Source organism: Brachybacterium sp. SYSU DS0246, from assembly GCF_059391765.1.
The window spans coordinates 140,616-161,478 of record NZ_JBZXYT010000002.1; the positions used below are offsets into that span (position 1 = coordinate 140,616).

A 20,863-nucleotide genomic window follows, 5' to 3' on the forward strand; every position below is an offset into this window, starting at 1 on the left:
TCCCGCGGCTGTACGGGCCGAGAGTATGGGCGTCACGCCGGCAGTTCGTCCCCCTGCTGGGGATATGACGGCTGCGCCCCATGTCGCGTCACCGCGTAGGCGCCCACCCGCACTGCTCGCCTACACGCCTGGGCCGCGCTCTCGCCCCGGGCGAGACCCACGGCCAGTGCGCCGACGAACGCATCACCGGCGCCGGTCGTGTCGACGGCCCGCACCGCCGGTGAGCCGATCTCGGTGACCTCTTCGTCGGCCACCACGAGCGCGCCGCGAGCTCCCCGGGTCATGACCACGCTGCGCACGCCTGCTTCGCGCAGTAGTCGCACCGTGGCCGCATCATCCTCCGGGGCGGTGGTACCGGCCAGAGCGGTCAGCGCGAGGCGTCCTTCCGATTCGTTGACGACCAGGGGATCGGCTGCGGCGAGCGTCGTCTCGTCGACGTCGATCACCGGCGCGAGGTTCAGCAGGAAGCGGGTCCCGGCTTCGGTGCTCAGCTGTGCCAGCTGATCCACCGCAGCGGCGGGGATCTCTCCCTGGGAGACCACGAGATCGCTGTCCTCCACGGCGGATCTGAGCCCGTGAATGTCCTGCGCGGTCCACGAGCCGTTCGCCCCGGGGATGATCACGATGTTGTTCTCGCCGACGTCATCGACAGTGACTACGGCCAATCCTGTCTCGGATCCGGGTACCTGGGTCGTCGCGCTGAGGTCCGTGCCGGCGCGGCGGAGCAGGTCAAGAGCGAGGTCGGCATCGGCCCCGGTGCGGCCTGCGAAGCGGACGTCGCCGCCCAGGCGCGCTGCGGCGCAGGCCTGATTCGCGCCCTTGCCGCCCGGTGAACGGCGCGATCTGGTCCCCACCAGCGTCTCGCCCGGCGCCGGGTGGCGCGGCACCGCGAGGACGAGGTCGACATTGACGGACCCGACGACGAGGATCCGGCCCTCCCCGGTGCCGCTGTGCCCGGCGATCGTCGAGGTCACTGTCCAGACCCTCCGAGGTATCGCTGGGGGTTCGTGGTGATCAGCCGTTCGGCTCGCTCGGAGTCCACGCCCCGCGCGGCCAGCAGCTCCAGGAAGACGGTCGGTACGAGGACCAGACCGCTCCCTCCCAGATGGCTCCACATCTGTTTGAGGAACAGATCGTGACTGAGCAGGAGCTGGTCGCCGTACCCCAGCTCGATCAACCGGGCCACGGCGTCGGCCGTGTCCACGATCGAGGGGGAGACCCCCTCGCCGGGGAAGGAGATGTCGAGGCCGATCATGTCGAACTCGAGCCAGATGCCGCGGTCCAGGAGACGGCGCTGGTAGTCGAGGTCGGCCCTGGAGGGGTCGCTGTGGGCGAGGGAGACCTGTGCGGGATCGGCGCCCATCTCGTCCAGGGCGATGTCCAGCACCTCGTCGCCTCGGCGCTGCCAGCCGGGCATGTGGATGTTCATCGCTGTGCCGGGGCTCTCCCGCTGGGCGAGGGCCGCGGCCCGAAGGCTGGTCCGCTCGCCGTCGGTGAAGTCGGGGGAGACCCCGACCTCGCCGATCATGCCGGCTCGCACCCGCTCCTCGCCGACGCCGTCACGGAGCTCGCCGAGGATGTGGCCCGCGAGTTCGTCGACGCTGTGCCTGCTCAGGCGGTCCCCTTCGAACTTCTCCAGGTAGGCGCCGGTGGACATCACCACGTGCAGCCCGGTCTCGCGGGAGAGCTGGAGGAGGTCTGCGGGGGAGCGACCGATCGCGTCGGACCCGGTGGCGTCGACGATCGTGCCTCCGCCGACGCCCTGGAAGGCGACAGCCTCGGCCCGGACCCCGGCGGGGTCCTTCGGGGCGACGTTGTCGGCGCTGCAGTACGGATCCTGCTTGAGAGCCCACTGCAGGGAGGCGTCCACGGGACGATCGGCGAGGACCTGGCTGAAGGAGTACGTCGGCTCCACGAGGCACGAGCTCAGGTCGTTGAACAGATGCTCGTGAGGAAGGACCACGCCGAGCTCGGCGGGATCGACGGCACCCGCCACCGTCTGCACCGTTCGCGGAGACTGCGTCATGGGCGCGCCTCCTGCGACAGGGGCTCCTGCCCGTCGTGCGCGGCCAGCTGCCGGGCGCCGTCCTGCGTGCGCACCTGTTTCGAGGGGATCATGGCGATCGCGGAGGCGCACAGCGCCACCAGGGCACCGAGGATCGTCACGCCGTGCACGGTGCCCATCCCCGGGATCAGTGCGTCGATGAGGATGGAGCCCACCAGCTGCCCTGCCGTCGAGGCCAGAGCGAGCAGCAGCAGTCCCAGACGTCTCACCAGGATCGCCATCAGAGCGATCGAGGCCAGTCCCAGCGGGCCGCCCAGATACATCCACCAGGTGTCCGGCAGCGCGAAGCTCGCATGGCCCGTGCCCAGGCGGATGAGGTACGCCGCGGTGAGGAACACGAAACCGATCAGGAAGTTCCACGTGATCGAGACCAGCATCGATCCGGCCAGCTTGCCGACGTTCGAGTTACCTGCGGGCTGCCAGCCGGCGAGCAGGCCGCCGGCGAAGGGCAGCGCGACGAGTGCCAGGGCGTGGGGCGTCTCGAAGTTCGGGGAGACGACCAGCACGGTCGCCACGACGGCGAGAGCGGCACCGAGGATCCGGAAGAAGCTCACGGCCTGCTTGAACTGGACACCGATGGCGAGGCGGTCGCACACCACGCCGGAGATGACCATGCCGGAGATCAGCGCGGTCTGGAAGGTCGCGACGCCCAGTGGCCCTGCCGAGATTCCCTCGGACAGGACGATCACCGCCCCGCACAGCCCGGCGAAGAAATTCGGCCACGGGATGGTGCCCCGACGCAGATGGCCGGGGAGGCTCGCGAAGGCGCGGCGCGTCGAGGCCCGCGGAAGGATGATCACGAACATCAGCAGCAGGCCGCTGCCGAAGGAGACGATCGAGGCGAGGTGACCGTCACCGAGATCGGCGCCGAGGCGCCCGTTGACGGCGGATTGCATCGGCCCCAGTGTCCCGGCGAGCACGGTGAACAGAACGAACAGGCCCAGGGAGGCCGTCTTCGCGACGGGCGGGCGATCGTGGACGACGTCGTCGGAGGTCGTGTTCATCTCACGCCACCTCGTCCGAGTCGTCGCCGGCCAGCCAGGTCATGGCCTGGCTGAACAGCGTCGCATAGCCGGCCCAGTCCATGAACTCCTGGGGGGCCCAGTGCGGGGAGATGTCCGAGGCGAAGGCCAGGGTGCGCCCGGCGCCGACGGCGCGGACCGCAAGCAGCGGGTGGCCCTCGACCTCGGCGAGCACGGTCGCGTCGTCCGTGGCGACCAGCTCCTGGTACCCGAGCAGGATTGGCCAGGTCGCGTCGAGGCCGGCGACGACGGGGTGGTCGGTGCCGGTCAGCGTGCCCTGCACGCCTTGCGGGGACTCCACGCGGTCATCCCAGCGGTGGATGCTCACCGGCAGGACCTCCTCGACGGCGGTGCCGGCGTAGTTCGCCTTGGCGCCGAAGCCCTGGAAGGAGAGGTAGCCACCGGCCATCATCAGCCCGCCGCCGTCACGGACCCAGTCACGCAGCAGGTGCAGACGGTTGGGAGCGGGGCGGCCCTGGTCGAAGACCCGCGGCGGCAGCAGCAGCGTGTTGGCGCCGATGTCGGAGAGCAGGACGACGTCGTAGGCATCGAGCTCCTCGCGGGTCTGGGGGAAGAACTCGGCCACATCGTGGGAGCGCAGGTGGGTGACGTCGTGCCCCTCGGAGCCCAGTGCATCGAGAAGTCGAGCGCACCCGATCTGCACCTGGGTGTGGGGGAAGGGGTCGTACCCCTTGTGGTCGATGGTCGCGCTGACCCACGACTCTCCTGCCAACAGCACCTTCGCCATGTGGTCCTCCTCGGACTCGTCCGTGTCTGCGTTGCGCAACGCTTGCGCAATGATTGTGTGCCCTGACACTAGAGCGGTGGCGTTCGGATCGCAAGCCACTCCCGCGTAGCCTGTCCAGGCATCGCCACCGGAAGGGAACCCATGTCGATATCCGCCGTCGCCCGGGAAGCGGGTGTCTCGACCTCGACCGTCTCGCGCTTCCTCAAGGGGCAGCTCCGGCTCAGCGGAGACACCGAGAGCCGTATCAGGGCGGCGATGGAGGCCACCGGATTCGTTGCGCCGCGCAGCAAGGTAGAGCACGTCGCGCTGGTCATCCCGGAGCTGTCCAATCCCTACTTCGCGCAGCTGACCCAAGCCCTGACCGACGCCGCTCACCACCGTGGCCTCGAGGTCTCAGTGCTCGTCTCGGACGGGCTGGAGGCCCGGGAACGCAAGATCGTAACCGCCTGCACCCAGGGCCGCGGCCTGGGAGCCGATGCCGTCCTCTTCGTCTCGATGACTGGGAGCGGAGCCCTGCTCGCCGAGGTGCCCGACGATTTCCCCTTCGTCGTGGTCGACGAGAAGCTCGACGGGTCGCTGGCCGAGAACCGACCGTTCGTGGGCGCCGACAACTTCGAGGGCGCCTACCGGGCGACCACCTTCCTGCTGAGCAAGGGGCATCGTCGTATTGCGCACCTCGCCGGTCCGGGCCGCCTCGACTCGGCCCGGGACCGGCTGCGAGGTCACCTGCGGGCGTTGCGCGACGCCCACCTCGAGGTGGATCCGCATCTGGTGCTCGAGGGGACGTACTCCGAGTCGTTCGGGGCCAGCGCCCTCTCCCGCGTCCTGCGCCTTGAGGATCCGCCCACGGCGGTCTTCGCCGCGAGTGACATCGTCGCGGTCGGCCTGGCCGCAGCCGCGCCCATGCACGGCCTGCGCATCCCCGAGGACCTCTCGCTGATCGGGTTCGACGGGATCGAGCAGGGCTCCTGGGTGACGCCTCGGCTGAGCACCGTCGTGCAGCCGCTGGCCGAGATCGCGCGGCAGGCGCTGGACCTCGTCGAGGCCGCCGGCAGCAGTAGGGAGCCAGCGACGCACCTGCTGCCGATGGACCTGAAGATCGCTGAGTCCGTCAGCGCGAACGCGACCTCACCGGCGTGAGAGCAGCACCTGGGTGAACAGGTCGGTGGCGGTCGTGAGCTGAGCGAGCTCGACACGCTCGTCCACGGAGTGCATCTGCGTCGCATCGCCCGGCCCCCAGACGACGATCGGGATATCCGGACAGAAACCCTGCAGCACCGACCCGTCGGTGAAATATGTGACCGGAGTCGGGTCCAGGGGTGCGGGCAGCGAGCGGACGAAGGGTGCCTGGGGATCGGTGCGCAGCGCGGCGAGATCGAGGATCGTCTCCACCTCGTCGATGCCGTCGACCTGTCGCCAGTGCTCCAGCAGGGGAGCCGAGCCCGCGACGGTCCGCTGGTCCACGGTCGCGAACGCCGTGGCGGGGACGATGTTCGTGGCATCGCCGCCCTCGAATGTGCCGATCGAGGCGGTCTCCTCGCCGAGCACCGTGTCATGGCGCAGAGGCGCGGCGGCCAGGGCGGGCCCCAAGGCCTTGGAGAGCCGGAGCACGGCATTGACCCCGCGCGCCGGGGCGGAGCCGTGCGCGGCGCGACCCCGGGCGATCAGCCGCAGCCAGCTGGCGCCGCGATGCGCGCATCGCACATCCAGAGCGGTTGCCTCGGGCACGATGATCCCCGTCAGGTCCAGATCCGCAATCGCCTCCTCGGTGCGCTGCGCACCGAGCGATCCGATCTCCTCATCAGCGGTGAGCAGCAGGTGCCCGCCCGCGCCCTGTGCTGCGGCACGCACCAGCGCGGCCGTCCCCGCGGCGAGCCCGCCCTTCATGTCCACCGCGCCCCGCCCGTGCAGATGGGTGCCATCGGTCTCGCCGCTGTGCGGGTCGCGGGACCAGCTCTGCGGGTCCCCGACGGGCACGGTGTCGGTGTGGCAGGCGAACAGCGGGGCAGGGCCATCCGATCCGAGAGATATCAGGGTCCACGGTCGATCGTCCCCGCCGGTGCGGATGTGGGTGTCGGGAACGTGCTCGCAGAGGAGGCTCGAGACGCGCTGCTGGACCGCGCGCATGCCGTCGGCATCGGTGGAGGGGCTGGGGATGCGGACCAGATCCGCAGCGAGGTCGATGGGGTCGATCAACAGGGCCTCCGGGGTGCGTTGGGTGACATGTCGGGGGCGCTGGGGGCCCCGTGTGGCCGGGTGAGCGCGGACCGGCGGTGCATCCCGTCATCCCTCCCGAGCTCGGCACGAGAGTACGCGCTGACGGCTACCGCGGCGAGATGAGTAGTGGCCTGATGGGCTGTGACGGTAGGTCCTCTACCTGTCCCGCTCGATCACGCATCCCCCGCAGTAATGCTCGCGGGCGGCAGCCAGTCGGCCCCAAGCAGTTGGGCGATGTCGGTAAGCCCGTCCGTGTCACCGCCCACGGTGTCCGAGGCCGCGGCGATACGCTCCATCATCGCCTTACTGACCTGTTCCTCCACGGTGCCCTGGGCGTAGGCGATGTGCCAGGGCGAGACCTGCTGGTCGCGGTGGGTGCGGCCGGTGACTTGCCGGCCGGCGATGCCCGAGAAGCGGGCCTGGTGGAACACGCCCACCCGCGGCTCGGTGCTCGCCTGACGTCCGCCTTCGAGAGTCTCGCCGGCGTGCAGGCTGATGGAGGCGACTGTGGTGAAGACGCAGACCTTCGCCTGGCCGGTCTGGAAGCGGAGGCGTTCGGCTTCGACGTCGAAGCGGTCCTGGCCGTAGATCGTGGCCACCTTGAGGCTGGCATCGCGCAGCCGCTCGGCGATCGGGTCGGCAGCGGTGCCGACGAACTCGACCGAGCAGGCCACCTGGCGACCGGCCTCGACCTGCTGGACGATCCAGGCGACCGTGGAGTCGACGCGGATCAGCCCGGCCTTCTGCCTAAAGCGCAGCAGTGCCGCCCGGCCCTTGGCGGTGTTGCGTCCGCGCCGAACGATGTCCATCTCGCGGCAGAACTCTCCCCATTCGGTCTCGTAGGCCTCCCGCTCCGCCGGGGTGAGCGTCACCGGCATCCCGGAGATCGGCACCGGCCCCCACGGCGCCGCGCGGTGCAGCATGGACGGCGGGCGCTGGTCCTCGAGCCAGCCGCGCACGCGCGCGAGGTCCGCGGCGCGACGCTCCGCGTCGGTGGTCCACGTCGCGCCGTAGCGTCCCCGCTCCACGCCGACCCCGTGGCGTTCGAGCGCGGCGGCGAACGTGGCGCCGGGCTGGGACGCCGAGGTCCACTCCTTCATGGTCTCGCCGTGCGCCTGCGCGTAGGCCGGAGCCAGGTAGGTCAGCTCGAGCGGCGTGTGACCGGGAGTCGCGGTGGTCGCGATGACGAACGGTGCCTTGTCGTGCGGCTTCCCGTGCCCAGAGATCCGTGCCCAGAGCTTCCACCGCTTCGTCGTGGTCCGACGCAGCGCGTGGGCCTCGTCCGCGATGATCACGTCCCACGTGTGGCCGGTGATCTTCTCCAGCCGGTCCCACGTGATCACCACCCACTCCAGGCCGCCGTCTCCCAGCGCTGAGATGGTGCGGCACCAGTGCCCGATCGTGATCGCCGCGGGCCGGTCGGCGACGACGAGCACGCGCTGTGCGCCGCGCAGATCGCCGACAGCTGTCGCTCCGAGAACGGCGGAGATCGTCTTGCCGACGCCGGGCTCGTCGGCCAGCAGGAACTGTCGCCCGCCAGCTGCGGCGCACTCCGCGATCGCATCGGCGGCCTCGTACTGGTTCTGGCGAGGTTCGAAGTCCTCGGCCGGCTCGGCGGTGGGTGCGGGATCGTCGGGGTTGAGGGTGTTCTCGAGGAACCGGCCGGGGGTGTGCGGGCCGGGAGCGTAGGGCGCGAGATGCTCGGGGAGTGCGCGGCCGACGTAGAGGTGCATCTTCACCGCGGGATGCCAGGCGGCGTTCTCGACCTGGGTGCCGTAGGGGACGTCGAGCACCCAGAACCGCTCGCCCGGGCCGACGAACGGCAGTGGCCGCTGCGACTGGCTCGACGCTTTCCGGCGCGGGGACCTGCTGCGTCGACGCGTACTGGATCGGCGAGAGGTGGGCATCTCGCGAGGCTACCGGGGGCTCGAGTGTGGGCAGAGGTGGCTCGCCCGCTTGCGGGAGGTGCAATTTAACGCGACGCACTGGTGCACGGTGTGGAGCGACTCTCCGGACAGCTCAGCCCCGACGACCCAGGGTCGGAAGCCCTCCACTCACCGTGCGTCCGCGCACCGGGTACAAGTACGGTGACGAGGGTCGATAGGTCCGAACGGAACGAAATTTGGTCGAACTGGCTGGCTTGTCGGCCTGCTTCTTGCTGCGTGCCTTCGTCATGCTCGTGGCGGTCTGCTTCTTCTGCGTCCCGGACTTCGCTGCCTGCTTCTTGCCCTTCTTGCGCTTGACTGCCGGCTTCTTCTCCGTGGTGTGGGCCGGCTTCGCGGACGTCCGCTCGGGCGCTGGCACAGCGAGGTCATCGACGATGGGGCCTCGAATGACTCGCTCTTCGAGTAGCTCGAGCAGGTGGCGCGCGCGTTTCACCACGGCCCGGATCTGGTCCTGTGGCAGGCCGCGCCGATGGGTTCTCCGGAGGTCGATGCGCAGCTGCTTCGCCATATCGGCTCGCATGGCGGGGGTGAACCGCGGCAGCGCCGCGCGCACGGTCTCCGGGTCGTACCGGAGTGAGGCAGGCAGCGTCTCGAAGAGATCGGCGTGGTCAGGTTGGGTCGGGGTGCTGGCTGAATTGTTGCGCGTGTTCCTTTGGCTCATGATGGCGTCCTCGCAGGATGAGTGCGTCGCGGATGAGGAGAATGTACTGACCGCTGCGCCGGGCCGGTGGGTCTTTCGGAAAAGTACTGCGGGACCGCCGAGCGCGTTCCGATCGTCGTCAATAGTGCTACGGAACGCACCGTATGGACGGCGTCCGACAGCTGAGGACGTGGCCCTGCGAAACCCTGGCCGACGAAGCCAGTGCGCTCCTTGGTGGCCTCGACGCATGCCAGTTGTGCCTGAGCCACGCTCCGCGGGCCAAAAGGGTCGTCACTGAGACGCCCTCACGACGGAGTGTCTTGCGCTCCTACTGTCCGTACGTGCACGAGGACTGCGTGAGACCACGGTGCAGCAAGCTCATCATCTTAGAGTGGTGCTCACGGATGTCCCCGTCGTTCCAGCTGGCTCCTTCCCCCGAGCTCACCTTCTCTGCCATGAGCGCGAGCTTCACGCTCTGCCGACGCGCTGCCTGGTTGTTCGCCTTCGTGGTCGGCTGGTAGTTCGAGAACTTCGAGTTCGCGCTCACGGTGACGAGGGCAAGGTTCCCTAGCCACTCGAGAAGCCTGTCGTCATCGACGTGGAACGCTGGCGAGGCATGCTCGGCATCTTCCGTACGCGGGGAGAAGTGCTCGATCGACGTGCGGTAGCTGAAGGTGAAGTCCCAGCGACCCTCGGCCTGAACCAGCAGGTAATCGAGGTACGTGAAGACGATACGGGGGATCGCGAAGCCGACGGGATGACCGTCGGGGTCCAGCTCGTCGTGCAGCGCGGGATCGGGGTGGAGGGCGGCGTCCAGACGCTCGAGGGTATGCGCTTCGAGGCGGTCGAGGAGCCCCGGTCCTGTGATGGCCTCACCGCGGTCAGCGCGTTCGGTGACGTACCGCAGGACATCGGTCATCCAGTGCATGGTGCGTGGGGACGTGTAGGTGATACGTAGCGCTGACTGCAGCAGGAGGATACGGCGTTGCACGCTGCGCGGTCCCGCTCCGGAATCATCGGCGGCGAACGTGGGCCGGTAACGCGGAGAATGGGCCACCTTGTTCTTCTTGGTGGACTCACCCTTCTCGACTCGGGACAGCGACCAGCCGCCGGGCTCGTCCTCACTGGTGGATTCGTGCCCGCTGGTGAGCGTCGCATCGCGCTTGAGGATGTACTGGTCGAAGAAGAAGCGGACGCGGAGCAGGTCAGTGGTGAAGTTCTGTACCCACTGCTCCCGTGCCGCGACGTCCTCGTTCGCGAGCTGCTCAGCGAACCTCCTCACCAGCTGCTTGTCGTCGAGCTGGCGATCCTGGTGCCAAGTGCCAGCTTCATGGCGGATCGCAAGGACATGCAGAAGCAAGGTGGGGAACGTGATCTGCGAGGTGAAGCGTTCGGAATCGCGAATCTCGTCGTCCTCGTCCGAGGTAGGCGTCTGTGCGTAGCGACTTATCGCATCGTCGAAGGTCAAAGCTCCGATTGGGCTGGCCGCCGTGGTGTCAATGGCGGCTTCTGCATCCCGGTCGATCAGCTGCGTTCGCAGGATGGAGAAGTCCGACGTCGGGGCCTCATCCCATGAGTCTCCGAACACAGTGGTGCGCCAGGAGGTGTCACCTGGAGTCGCCGTCATGACGACGTAGTGATCCATGTCGGCGCACGCCGTCCACACGTGGTTGAGCAGGGCGCGGTCGCTGCGAACCGTGAGGCAGCGAAGCAGGCGCGCTTTGACGATATCGACGGGGCTCAACTGAGTACCCCGAGTGTTCATGATCTCGAAGTAGCGGTTCAGGTCCGTCGACCGGTCGATCGGCATCCGGATGAGCTTGACCGAGGTCAGCAGGTAATCGACGAACCCGAACTGCGCGATGCGCTGGGCCAGTTCGGGCGAATTGAGCTGCTTGCCGATGATCTGGCCGGCACGGAGGATCCCGGCGTCTTCTCGCTCGCGCTCCTCGTCCTCGTCGACCGGGTCGGCAACGCCCCGGAGAGCGCGCGTGGCCTTCTCCCGTGACTCATAGGTGAGCGGGTGCAGTTCGCCGATCCGGTCGGACCACTCGGGACGGTCCCGGAGCTTCGTCAGCAGGATGTACAGCGTAGTCAGGCGCTGCTGCCCGTCGATCACGTCGAAGACGGACTCCGGGGTCGCGCCATGTTCGGGCGGCGCGACGACCAGGTTCCCTAGGAAGTACTCCTTCCGGTCAGGCTGCGAGGCCTCGTCCAGGACATCGTGGATGAGTCGCTCGATCTGCTCCTCGCCCCAGGTGTAGTTCCGCTGGTACAGCGGGACCGAGTACCGGTCCTTCGTGGAGGTGAAGAGGTCGCCCACGGGGATCGCATGCACGTCTTTCTCGGTTCGCGTCACGTCAGGACTCCTCTGTGAGCAGATTCAGGAGCGTGTCGTCGTCGGTGTTGCTGGCGCGGGCCGTGGTTGGCGCGGTGACGTCGGTGAGCGGGACGTCGGCGGGATCGAGGGTGTCGCGGATGATCGCGAAGAGGTTCACGGCGGTGAGGCCGTCCCGATTCGGATCGATCCCGCGGGCATAGTTGTCGATCGTTCTCCACGTCAGCCGCTCGTACGCCAGGCGCGGCCCGTATGCCCACCGGAAGAGGTGCCGGCGCACCGCCGCCAGGCCGGCGTCGGAGTACTTGTTCGTGTAATACAGGGCCGCGGCGAGGTAGAGCTCTCGGCAGAAGCGGAATCGCGGCCCATCACGGAACGGGCTCGAGTCCGGTCGCTGGGTAGCGGCCGGAGCATCATCGGTGTCGAAGAGCTCCTTCTCCAGTCGCCGGGACTCCTCGAGCATGAATGCGGCGAAGTCGAAGAAGGGTCTTCCGGCCGACAGCGGAGTGTCCAGCTGGTGCCGGGAGCGATTGAGGTCACGTTCAGCAGGGCTGTCGGCGTTTGGCCGCGCCCACTCCTGGATGCCGGGCAGTACCGCCTTGGCTGCCCGGTGGTATTCCAATCCGGGCAGCCGAGGAGTGGAGCGACTGATGCCCTTGAAGAGGGCGAGATCTGCGGTGGTGAACTCGTGTGCAGGCAGATTCCTGCTCCACCAGTGGATCCGTGCCAGGTACGTGCCGAAGAGCCGGTCGAGCTCGTTCTCATCCGCCGCCTCCCACTGTTCGACGACCGCGCGCTGCTCGGCTCGGCTCGATCCGGTCATCTCGCGGAGGTGATACGCCTTCAGCAGGTCATGCGGGCGCAGAGCCTTGCCGCGAAAATTCTGGGAGTCGAAGAACTGGAACGCCTCGTCCTCGTCGCCGGTGACGATCCGCAGCAGCAGGGTCTTCGACTCCAGGAAGAGGCGGAATCGATTGCGGTCGAGCTGATTCGGGTCGCCGCCGGGAGCGGCCAGCTCTCCTACTTGGGCGGCAAGCTCCCGGTGCGCTCTGTGAATTGGCGTGTTCCCGTTGCCGAGGACCGGCTCCCGACCGTCGCGGAGGAGGCCGCGCAGCAGATGCAAAGTCAGCAGCCGCTGCTGCCCGTCGACGATCTCGAGGTGTTGCTCCCGAGCACGTTGCAGAAGGATGATCGTTCCGAGGATGTACGGCTTGTCCTGCCGTGCAGCGTTCTTGACGTCCGTGAAGAGCTGGCGTGCATTGTCGGCAGACCACGAGTAAGGCCGCTGGAAGTCCGGGATGCGCAGCGGGGGAGCATCGACGCCGAGCAGTTCGCCGACCGACGCGAATCCGAGCTCATCCTCACGTATCGCCATGTCCGAGACTGTACCGACCCGGAGCGACGGTTCGCGCGAGCATGAGGCGTCGGGACAGCAGGATATTGGGGTCTATGCATTATCCGCCGAGGCCTTCGGGTCAGGTGCATCTTCGGCATCCCGGTCATCGAGCGGGCGCAAACTGTTCTGTCGTACGGATGCTTAGCGGAGCCCGTACGACTCCGCGTAGCTCGGGGCATCTGGGCGTGCGATGCCGGCCTTCGTCCATGCTCGCTTCGCAGCGCGCTTGAGCGCGTCGGGAATGTGGCGTGCCCCTCGGGAGGGGCGAGGACGAGGGAGAGCTCGTCGACGATCTCACCACTTCGACCTTTCGCGAGGCCAACTGCGCATACGGAGGCACGACTCGGATTCGCAGTCTCGAAATCGATGGCTGTGAAGTTCTGAGCGGCGTGAGGCGAGGCCTTCATGGCAGGGTGCTACGAATGGGATCGGACATTGCGTCCATCACGCTGTCGCCAGCACAGGCACCGAGCCCCGCCGACGCCACGCCGGTCGCGGATCACGGCGTACTGGCGCGGTTCCACCCTAGATTCGTCAGCCCCGACGAACATCATGTCCATGTGTCAATTAAGGTGCGTGTATCAAGTCCGACTCGGAGGTCCCAGTGAGTGCCATCGCCCCGCCAGAGGCCGCAAGCGAGATCGCTCCCGGTTCGCTCGTTACCGTCCGCGACGAGACGTGGCTGGTCACTGCAGTGGAGGACACGCCCGACGGGCCGCTGTACACGGTCCGCGGAGTGAGCGACTTCGTCAAGCACACCTCCGCGCAGTTCTACGCGTCGATCGACCGGATCGTGGCGCTCGCCCCGGAGGATGCGCGAATCGTCGCCGACGACTCCCCGCGGTACCGTCGCACGCGATTGTGGATCGAGTCGACGTTGCGCAAGACTCCCGTCCCGATCGACCATCCGGATTTGACTGTCGCCCCGCAGATGCTCTGCGACGACTTGCCTTATCAGCGGGAGGCCGTGGAGCTGGCGCTGGATCCCGAGCGCGTCCGGCCGCGCGTGCTGATCGCCGACGCGGTGGGCCTGGGCAAGACTCTCGAGATCGGGATGATCCTCGCCGAGCTGATCCGCCGGGGGCGTGGCCGCCGTGTGCTGGTGGTCTGTCCGCGGCACGTGCTGGAGCAGATGCAGCATGAACTGTGGACCCGCTTCGCGATCCCCTTCGTGCGCCTGGATTCCGAAGGCGTCCAGCAGGTCAAGCAGAAGCTTCCCGCGTCGCGGAATCCCTTCACGTTCTTCGAGAAGGCGATCATCTCGATGGACACTCTCAAGCAGGATCGATTCGTCCACGACCTGCGCCACCACCGCTGGGATGCCGTGGTCATCGACGAATCCCACAACGCGACCAACCAGGCCACGCAGAACAATCAGCTCGCCCGCGTGCTGGCGCCGAACACGGATGCCCTGATTCTCGCCTCGGCGACCCCGCACAACGGTAGTAACGAATCCTTCGCTCAGTTGATCAGCCTGCTTGAGCCCACCGCCGTCTCTCCGGGCCGGCGCATCGCCGAGGACGCCACCCAGCGGTTGATGATCCGCCGTCACCGTTACTCGGATTCGGTGAAAGACGTGGTGGGCGAGAACTGGGCAGAGCGACGCCCGCCGCTGATGCTGCCGGTCGAACCCTCGCCGGAGGAGCGAGCGGTCGCCGAGGAGATCTCCTCGACCTGGACCCACCCCGAGCACGGCCACGGCCCGGCGTCGGGACGCGGGGCGCATCTGTTCCCGTGGACCCTGGCGAAGTCGTTCCTGTCCTCACCGGTCGCTCTGCGGGAGACCCTCGAGGAACGCACACGCAAGCTCCTGGCCCGGGCCAGGGTGAACGGACTCTCCGAGATCGCGCCGACGAGCAGCCTGGCTGGTGAGGCTGAGGCCATCGAGCGTCTCACCGCGCTGAACCAGGCATGCATCCCGCCCGACGGCGCACCCCGCTCCGGTAAGTACCAGCACCTGGTGCGGCTGCTTAGATCCAAGGGCGTCGCCTCGACCTCGCCCGAGCGCGTCGTCGTGTTCGCCGAGCGAGTGGCCACGCTGAGCTGGTTGCGCGAGCACCTGCTGACGGACCTCGGGCTGCGTCCCGAGCAGATCGCCACCCTCCATGGCGGACTGACCGATGTCGACCAGCAGAAGGTCGTCGAATCCTTCAAGCAGTCGAGCTCGCCGATCCGCGTGCTGGTGACCGGGGATATCGCCTCCGAGGGCGTGAACCTCCACGCCCAGTGCCATGAACTAGTGCACTTCGACGTGCCGTGGTCGCTGATCCGTATCGAGCAGCGCAACGGGCGTATCGACCGCTACGGTCAGCGCACCCCGGCCCAGATCACCGCGCTGTTGCTGGACCTGTCGGAGATCGAGGGCTTCGACGGAGACATCTACGTGCTGCGGCGTCTGCTCGATCGGGAACGGGAGGCTCACGAGCAGCTCGGCGATGCCGCCTCGCTCATGCAGAAGTACGACGTCGCTTCCGAGGAGAAGGAGCTGGTCGACGTCCTGCGCAGCGCGAAAGAGCTCGACGAGGTCCTGCCGAGCGTCGATGCGCTCCAGGCCGACAACTCCTTCCTCGACGCTCTGCTGGCCATGGACGCCGCCCCGCCGCGGCGCCGCGAGGGGCACCGCGCCCGCACGACGAAGACCGGCACCTCCGGGCTGTTCCGCTCCGACGCGGATTTCCTGCTCAGCGGCCTGACCGAACTGCACACCGAGCCGGGTCGGCCACCAGCTAGTGGTGGCGTCGACCTGGAGGTCGATGATGAGAGCGGCCTGATCCAGTTCACGCCGAATGAGGACCTGAAGCGCAGGCTCGACCATCTGCCCCAGTCGTACCTGAAGGACCGCGGCGTGAAGGAGACGATGAAACTGACCTCGCGCCGCGAGGTCGCCGGCGAACGCCTCCGCGCTGCCCTGACGGACGACACCGGCACGAACTGGCCGGACGTGCACTACTTAGGCCCCCTGCACCCGGTGCTGGACTGGATGAGCGACCGCATGCTCGCGACCCTGCCCAGCGGGGAGGTCTTCGCGATCCACGGCGCTGTGGACCGGCCGTGGGTTATCTTCCAGGGAACGCTCACCACCTCGACCGGCCAGATCGTCTCCTCGACCGTTCTCGGCATCGCCGACGACGACGGCACGCCCCGAGCCCTCGAGCACATGGACCCCTCGGCCCTGTTCGCCGAGATCGGCCTGGGCCCGCAGTCCATCGGCACCCGCGTCGCCGAGCCGGAGCAGTACCAGAGCCTGCTGCGCGCCGCCGTGCCCACGGCCCGGGAGTACATGGAGCGGCAGGTCGCCCCCGCGACCATCGAGACCGCGCATGCGCGCGCCGACCGCTGGCGCGAGGAACAGGCCCGCTGGGAGGCGCAGGCGGAGGGGACACGTGGCCACTCCGCGCTCTTCGCGGCCACCCGCGAGGCGATCGCGGTCGAGAAGCAGCTCGTCACGGACCTGCTGCCGGAGCGGACCTTCGTGCGTCCCCTGCTGGTCGTCGTCCCCCGCACGGAAGTCTGAGGAGCCCCATTGCCCACGAGCGATGCGCTGTACGTCGTCGACGACTGGATCAGTGAGCACTACTTCACCTCCGACGACAAGGCCGGCACCTTCGCCGCCCGTACCAAGGCACTGCTGGACCAGTGGCGGGCCGCGGCCGACGATGAGACCGCATGGCGCAGCCCCCGCGAACGCTTCACAGCGCACCGCACCGGCCTGCTCAGCGCCCTGCTCGCCCTGCAGGCCGAGGCCGCCGCGCTCGAGGCGACGGATACGCACACCCGCCGCGAAGCGCTCGGCGAGGACTCCGTCGCCCTCGCCGACGCCATGCGCAGCATGCTGGGCTACACAGAGGAGGACGGGACCGACGCCGGCCGCTGGGACGTCACGAGCCACGGCCCCTTGCGCCTCGTCGCAGCCCGCGGCGTCGATGAGGCGCCCCTGGCGATGCTCGATGCGCTCGCGGCCGCGGACGTCGAGGACGTGCTGTCCAAGGACGCCGGGCATCTGCCCGATGACGTGATCCTCGACGAAGGCACCGAGGTCGAACGCACCCTCACCACGGTCCCGCAGGTGCTCTCGGCGCTGGCGGTCCGCCGCGACGCCCCGGAGTTCCTCCTCGTCCTCGCCGGCCGGTACGCGGTCCTCACCTCCTCGGCACTGTGGCCACAGGGCCGCTACCTGGTCGCCGACGTGCAGACGATCGCCGAACGCGCCGACACGAAGCGCGGCGGTGAGGTCGACAGGATGCTCGCCGCCCTGTCCGCCGATTCGCTCGCCCCGGACGCGAACTCGCAGATCTGGTGGACCGAGACCATCAAGGAATCCATCGACAACGCCGTCGGGGTCTCCGCGGACCTGCGCGACGGTGTGCGGGATTCGATCGAGATCATCGCCAACGAGGTGATCGATCGCCGTCGGCGCCAGGGCCGCGACTCGTTGCCCGCCGACCAGGCGCAGCCGCTCGCGCTGCAGTCCTTGCGCTACCTGTACCGGATCCTGTTCCTGCTATATGCGGAGGCCTCGCCGGAGCTGGGCGTGCTGCCGGCTCTGGCGCCCGAGTACCAGTCCGGATACTCCGTGGACCGCTTGCGCGACCTCGTCCAGCGGGAGGTACCGCTGGAGAAGCAGCACGGCACGTACCTGTACGAATCCCTTGCCCTGCTGTTCGACCTGGTGGACCGGGGTCACTCCCCGCGAGCCGCAAGCGGTGAACGTACCTCCGACGCGCTAGCGACCGCAGCCGAGGCACCGCCTGCCCAGCACGGCGCGGGCACCCTCACCTTCGAGAAGCTCGACGCGGATCTCTTCGCCCCGGAACGGACCGCACTGATCGACGAGGTGCAGCTCGGCAATACCGCGTTGCAGAAGGTGCTGGAGAACCTGCTGCTGTCCAAGGAGACCAAGGGCAGAACGCGCGGCTTCATCAGCTACGTCGCGCTCGGCATCAACCAGCTGGGCGCGGTGTACGAGTCCCTCATGAGCTACACGGGTTCCTTCGCGGAGCAGGAGCTCGTGGAGGTCGCCAAGAACGGCAACCCCAGGGAAGGCTCGTGGGTGGTGCCGGAGAGCGTGGTCGATGAGTCGCTGCGCAAGCACCTGGTGATGGTCGAGGACGAGTACGGGGAACCGACCCCGCGCCGCTATCGCCACGGCGAGTTCGTCTTCCGGCTCTCGGGCCGGGCCCGCCAGCAGTCGGCCTCCTACTACTCACCGGAGGTCATCACCCGCTTCACGGTCTCGCAAGGCCTCGCGGAGCTGCTGGACCCGCAGGTCACCGACGAATCCTCCCTGCCGGACGGCACCGAGGTCTTCGACGACGAGGACTTCGACCATCAGCCGATCCGCCGCCGGCGCACTACCGCCGCGGAGATCCTGAGCATGTCGATCTGCGAGCCGGCCCTCGGCTCGGGTGCCTTCGCCATCGAGGCGGTGCGGCAGCTCGCCACCGAGTACCTGGACCGCAGGCAGCAGGAGCTGGGCGAGCGCATCGACCCCGAGCAGTACGCGGAGGAGCTGCAGCGGGTCAAGGCCTACATCGCCCTGCACAACGTCTACGGCGTGGACCTCAACCCCACGGCGGTGGAGCTGGCGGAGGTCTCGCTGTGGCTGGACACCATGGCCCCGGGCCTGAAGGCCCCCTGGTTCGGGCTGCGCCTGCGCGCCGGTAACTCCCTCATCGGCGCCCGCCACAGTGTCTACTCCCGCGCCGCGCTGGAGAAGCAGCGGCTGAAGAACACCGCGGAGACGGCGCCGACGCCGCTGTCGCTGGGCACCGTACACGAGCAGCCCGCGGCCGACGGGAATCGGGCGAGCGTCTCCGGCGGCGTTTTCCACTTCCTGCTGCCGGGGGAGGGCTGGCTCGCCGCTGCGAATGACAAGGAGATCAAGACCCTCGCACCCGAGTCGGCGAAGGCCCTGCGCGACCACGCGAAGGGCTGGGCGAAGAAGCCGACCACGAAGGAACTGGACCGGCTGGAGGTCCTCACTCAGCGGGTCGAGGACCTCTGGAGCCTGGCGCTGCGCCGCATCGTCGCCGCCGAGGCAGCGTCCCGCCGCGCGATCCCCGTCTGGGGCACCGAGACCACCGAAGGCGGAGAGGTGACGCGCGATGAGATCGAGGAGAGCCTGAACGACCCGAACTCCGCGTATCAGCGGCTGCGACTGGTGATGGATGCCTGGTGCGCGATGTGGTTCTGGCCCGTGCTCGAGGACGACGACATCGCTCCGCCGACGCTGGGCGAGTGGATCGACACGCTCGAACAGATCCTGGGCCGGTCGTTCGAGGTCATCGCCCATCAGGGCAAGAAACCGCTAAACCAGGCGCAGCCGGGCTTCGGCGACACAGGGGAGTGGTACGAGCTCAACGCCACCGAAGCCATGTTCGTCGCCGGCGGCGCGGCGGACATCGACCAGCTCATTGCCCGCACGCCGTGGCTGCAGCGCGTCCGGGACATCTCCGCGGATCAGCGCTTCTTCCACTGGGAGCTCGACTTCGCCGCCGCCTTCGACCGCGGCGGCTTCGACCTGCAGGTGGGGAACCCGCCGTGGGTGCGGCCCCGTCCGGACGTCGCAGCGCTGCTCGCCGAGTTCGATCCGTGGTGGGTGCTGACGAACAAGCCGAGTGAGAAGCTGAAGAAGGAGCGACGCCAAGAGACTCTCGCGCGAGAGGGCGCTACTGAGTCCGTTCTGCTCGGTTCCCGGGATGTCGAATCACTCGCGGCGTTCGTGGGGTCGGGTTCAACTTACCCGGAGATGGCGGGAACCCAGCCGGATCTCTACCGGAACTTCATGGCGCGGACCTGGAGCCACCGGGGTGATAGCGGCGTCGTGACGCTGATCCACCCCGCCTCCCACCTCACCGACGCTCGTGGCTACACCCTCCGTTCCGCGACCTACCCGCGACTGCGGCGGCATTGGCGATTCATCAACGAGATGCAGCTCTTCAGTGAAATACACCATCTGGTGAGTTACTCGATCAACGTGTACGGCACGGCCCGAGACGTGGACTTCCTGAGTGCTGTGGCAATCTTCCATCCGACAGTGCTCGAAGGGTCGCTCCGTCACGATGGGTCCGGTCCACAGCCCGGCTTCAAGGACAAGGAAGGTAACTGGGACCTAGCCCCGCATCGAGCGCGCGTACAACGGGTCGGACAGGCTCAGTTGCGGCTGTGGCACGCGTTGATGGAGTCCGGAGACGAGGAGGTCGCGCCGCACTCGAGCCGGATGCTGTCGAGCGTAAACGCTGCGTCCGCGAACGTGCTCGAGAAATTGTCGGTTCTCCCACAGGTTCGTAGCCTCCGCCCGCAATTCAGTCGAGGATGGGACGAGTCCATCGATCGCGCCAAAGGCTACTTCGAGAGTCGCTGGGGCAGCCCCGATTCGTGGCGCGACGTCATCCTTCAGGGCCCGTACTTCCACATCGGAAACCCGTTCTTCGGTGCGCGCAACGAGTCCATGGCGAACAATCTGGACTACTCCGCCGTGGACCTTGAGGAGCTCGCGGCGGATGCCCTGCCGATCACCGAGTACAAGCCGATCTACGACACCACGGTCGACGGCGACGGTCGGGAGGTGCCGGACACGCACCGCTACGACCGTGACTATGGCGAGTGGGCGCTCACCACCGACGCCGAGGGCAGGCCCATCGAGACCACACGGGTGCGGGACCACTATCGGGTGATGTGGCGGAAGATGGCGGCCACGACCGGTGAGCGGACCTTCATCTCGGCGATTTTCCCTCCCGGTGTGGCCCATATCGACGGCGTGGCGTCGTTCGGAGTTCCCACGGCGGGACCGCGGCACGTTGCGCTTCTCGCTGCGTCCATGTCCACCCTGCTCGCTGACTTCTTCCTCCGCTCGACAGCGGGTGCGAACATCCGCGAGCCGGAGGCTCGGCGTATACCGCTCCTCGACCCCAACCACCCGCTTGCCCCCGCCGCGATCCTCCGCACCCTCCGGCTCAACGCCCTCACCACCGCCTACGCGGACCTCTGGCGCGACTGCTACGACCAGGCCTTCACCGCCGACTCCTGGACCGGCGGCTGCGACCGTGCGGGTCGCCCCCTCCTCGGCGACGTCGGCCCCGAGTGGTCGTCGGCCACGCCGCTGCGCGTCGACGAGGACCGTCGGCAGGCGCTCGTGGAGATCGATGCGATCATGGCGATCGTCACCGGCATCTCGATCGACGACCTGGTGACGATCTACCGCACCCAGTTCGGTGTGCTGAACGACTACGACCGCGGCGAGGGCAAGAAGGCCTACATCTTCGACGCCAATGGCCGGCAGATCCCCAGCGCCGTCCGTACCGTCTGGAACAAGGCCGGTCGCCCCGAGACGGGCCTGCCGGTCGAGGACCGCACCGCCGTGCACCCGAGCGCCACGGGGGAGGGCCGCACCATCGTCTACGAGCAGCCCTTCCGCATCCTCGACCGCGAGGCGGACCTGCGCCGCGCCTACGCCGCGTTCCAGGGCCGCCTGGCCGGGAAGGAGGCCTGA

Annotated in this window: 12 protein-coding genes; 3 read left to right on the top strand and 9 right to left on the bottom strand. The window is 68.1% G+C overall.

The genetic code is table 11. From position 1 onward, the window contains the following. Positions 1–32 precede the first annotated feature (32 nt). From AC5020_RS01670 to AC5020_RS01685, 4 genes are read right to left on the bottom strand one after another with little or no spacing between them, the layout of a single operon-like run. Positions 33–974: a ribokinase gene (locus AC5020_RS01670; RefSeq protein WP_464986973.1), complete on the bottom strand. Its 942-nt coding sequence runs from the start codon at positions 972–974 to the stop codon at positions 33–35. Beyond that, the gene (locus tag AC5020_RS01675) at positions 971–2,026 is read right to left on the bottom strand and encodes a phosphotriesterase family protein (RefSeq protein WP_464986974.1); all 1,056 of its coding nucleotides are present in this window, start codon (positions 2,024–2,026) and stop codon (positions 971–973) included. The genes AC5020_RS01670 and AC5020_RS01675 overlap by 4 nt, the downstream gene beginning before the upstream one ends. Then, positions 2,023–3,069 (bottom strand): DMT family transporter, encoded by a 1,047-nt coding sequence (locus tag AC5020_RS01680; protein ID WP_464986975.1) that lies wholly within the window; start codon positions 3,067–3,069, stop codon positions 2,023–2,025. Before AC5020_RS01680 ends, AC5020_RS01675 begins: the two co-directional genes overlap by 4 nt. Position 3,070: 1 nt before the next feature. Beyond that, on the bottom strand, positions 3,071–3,874 hold the full coding sequence (locus AC5020_RS01685) for a glutamine amidotransferase (protein ID WP_464986976.1): 804 nt from the start codon (positions 3,872–3,874) through the stop codon (positions 3,071–3,073). A gap of 102 nt (positions 3,875–3,976) precedes the next feature. Between AC5020_RS01685 and AC5020_RS01690 the strand changes: the two genes are divergently transcribed. Further along, entirely contained in the window at positions 3,977–4,975 is a 999-nt protein-coding gene (locus AC5020_RS01690; RefSeq protein ID WP_464986977.1) for a LacI family DNA-binding transcriptional regulator, read from the top strand. On the opposite strand, the gene AC5020_RS01695 is transcribed toward AC5020_RS01690, so the two are convergent. The 5 genes from AC5020_RS01695 to AC5020_RS01715 form a co-directional block, all read right to left on the bottom strand. Next, on the bottom strand, positions 4,964–6,031 hold the full coding sequence (locus AC5020_RS01695) for a M20 family metallopeptidase (protein ID WP_464986978.1): 1,068 nt from the start codon (positions 6,029–6,031) through the stop codon (positions 4,964–4,966). The genes AC5020_RS01690 and AC5020_RS01695 overlap by 12 nt on opposite strands. A gap of 194 nt (positions 6,032–6,225) precedes the next feature. Next, positions 6,226–7,959 (bottom strand): DEAD/DEAH box helicase, encoded by a 1,734-nt coding sequence (locus AC5020_RS01700; protein WP_464986979.1) that lies wholly within the window; start codon positions 7,957–7,959, stop codon positions 6,226–6,228. A 112-nt stretch (positions 7,960–8,071) separates the two neighbouring features. Further along, positions 8,072–8,659: a hypothetical protein gene (locus AC5020_RS01705; RefSeq protein ID WP_464986980.1), complete on the bottom strand. Its 588-nt coding sequence runs from the start codon at positions 8,657–8,659 to the stop codon at positions 8,072–8,074. Between the two features lie 307 nt (positions 8,660–8,966). Beyond that, positions 8,967–10,997, bottom strand: coding sequence for a GmrSD restriction endonuclease domain-containing protein (locus AC5020_RS01710; protein ID WP_464986981.1), 2,031 nt, complete (start codon positions 10,995–10,997; stop codon positions 8,967–8,969). Between the two features lies 1 nt (position 10,998). Beyond that, positions 10,999–12,351, bottom strand: coding sequence for a DUF262 domain-containing protein (locus AC5020_RS01715; RefSeq protein ID WP_464986982.1), 1,353 nt, complete (start codon positions 12,349–12,351; stop codon positions 10,999–11,001). A gap of 625 nt (positions 12,352–12,976) precedes the next feature. Between AC5020_RS01715 and AC5020_RS01720 the strand changes: the two genes are divergently transcribed. Both AC5020_RS01720 and AC5020_RS01725 read left to right on the top strand, forming a co-directional pair. After that, positions 12,977–15,886: a DEAD/DEAH box helicase gene (locus AC5020_RS01720; RefSeq protein ID WP_494564377.1), complete on the top strand. Its 2,910-nt coding sequence runs from the start codon at positions 12,977–12,979 to the stop codon at positions 15,884–15,886. Between the two features lie 9 nt (positions 15,887–15,895). Continuing rightward, on the top strand, positions 15,896–20,863 hold the full coding sequence (locus AC5020_RS01725) for a restriction endonuclease (protein ID WP_494564378.1): 4,968 nt from the start codon (positions 15,896–15,898) through the stop codon (positions 20,861–20,863).

Coding starts and splice junctions, on each gene's coding strand:
- AC5020_RS01675 (WP_464986974.1), bottom strand. CDS start 2,026: ATGACGCAGTCTCCGCGAACGGTGCAGACGGTGGCGGGTGCCGTCGAT.
- AC5020_RS01680 (WP_464986975.1), bottom strand. CDS start 3,069: ATGAACACGACCTCCGACGACGTCGTCCACGATCGCCCGCCCGTCGCG.
- AC5020_RS01690 (WP_464986977.1), top strand. CDS start 3,977: ATGTCGATATCCGCCGTCGCCCGGGAAGCGGGTGTCTCGACCTCGACC.
- AC5020_RS01700 (WP_464986979.1), bottom strand. CDS start 7,959: ATGCCCACCTCTCGCCGATCCAGTACGCGTCGACGCAGCAGGTCCCCG.
- AC5020_RS01705 (WP_464986980.1), bottom strand. CDS start 8,659: ATGAGCCAAAGGAACACGCGCAACAATTCAGCCAGCACCCCGACCCAA.
- AC5020_RS01715 (WP_464986982.1), bottom strand. CDS start 12,351: ATGGCGATACGTGAGGATGAGCTCGGATTCGCGTCGGTCGGCGAACTG.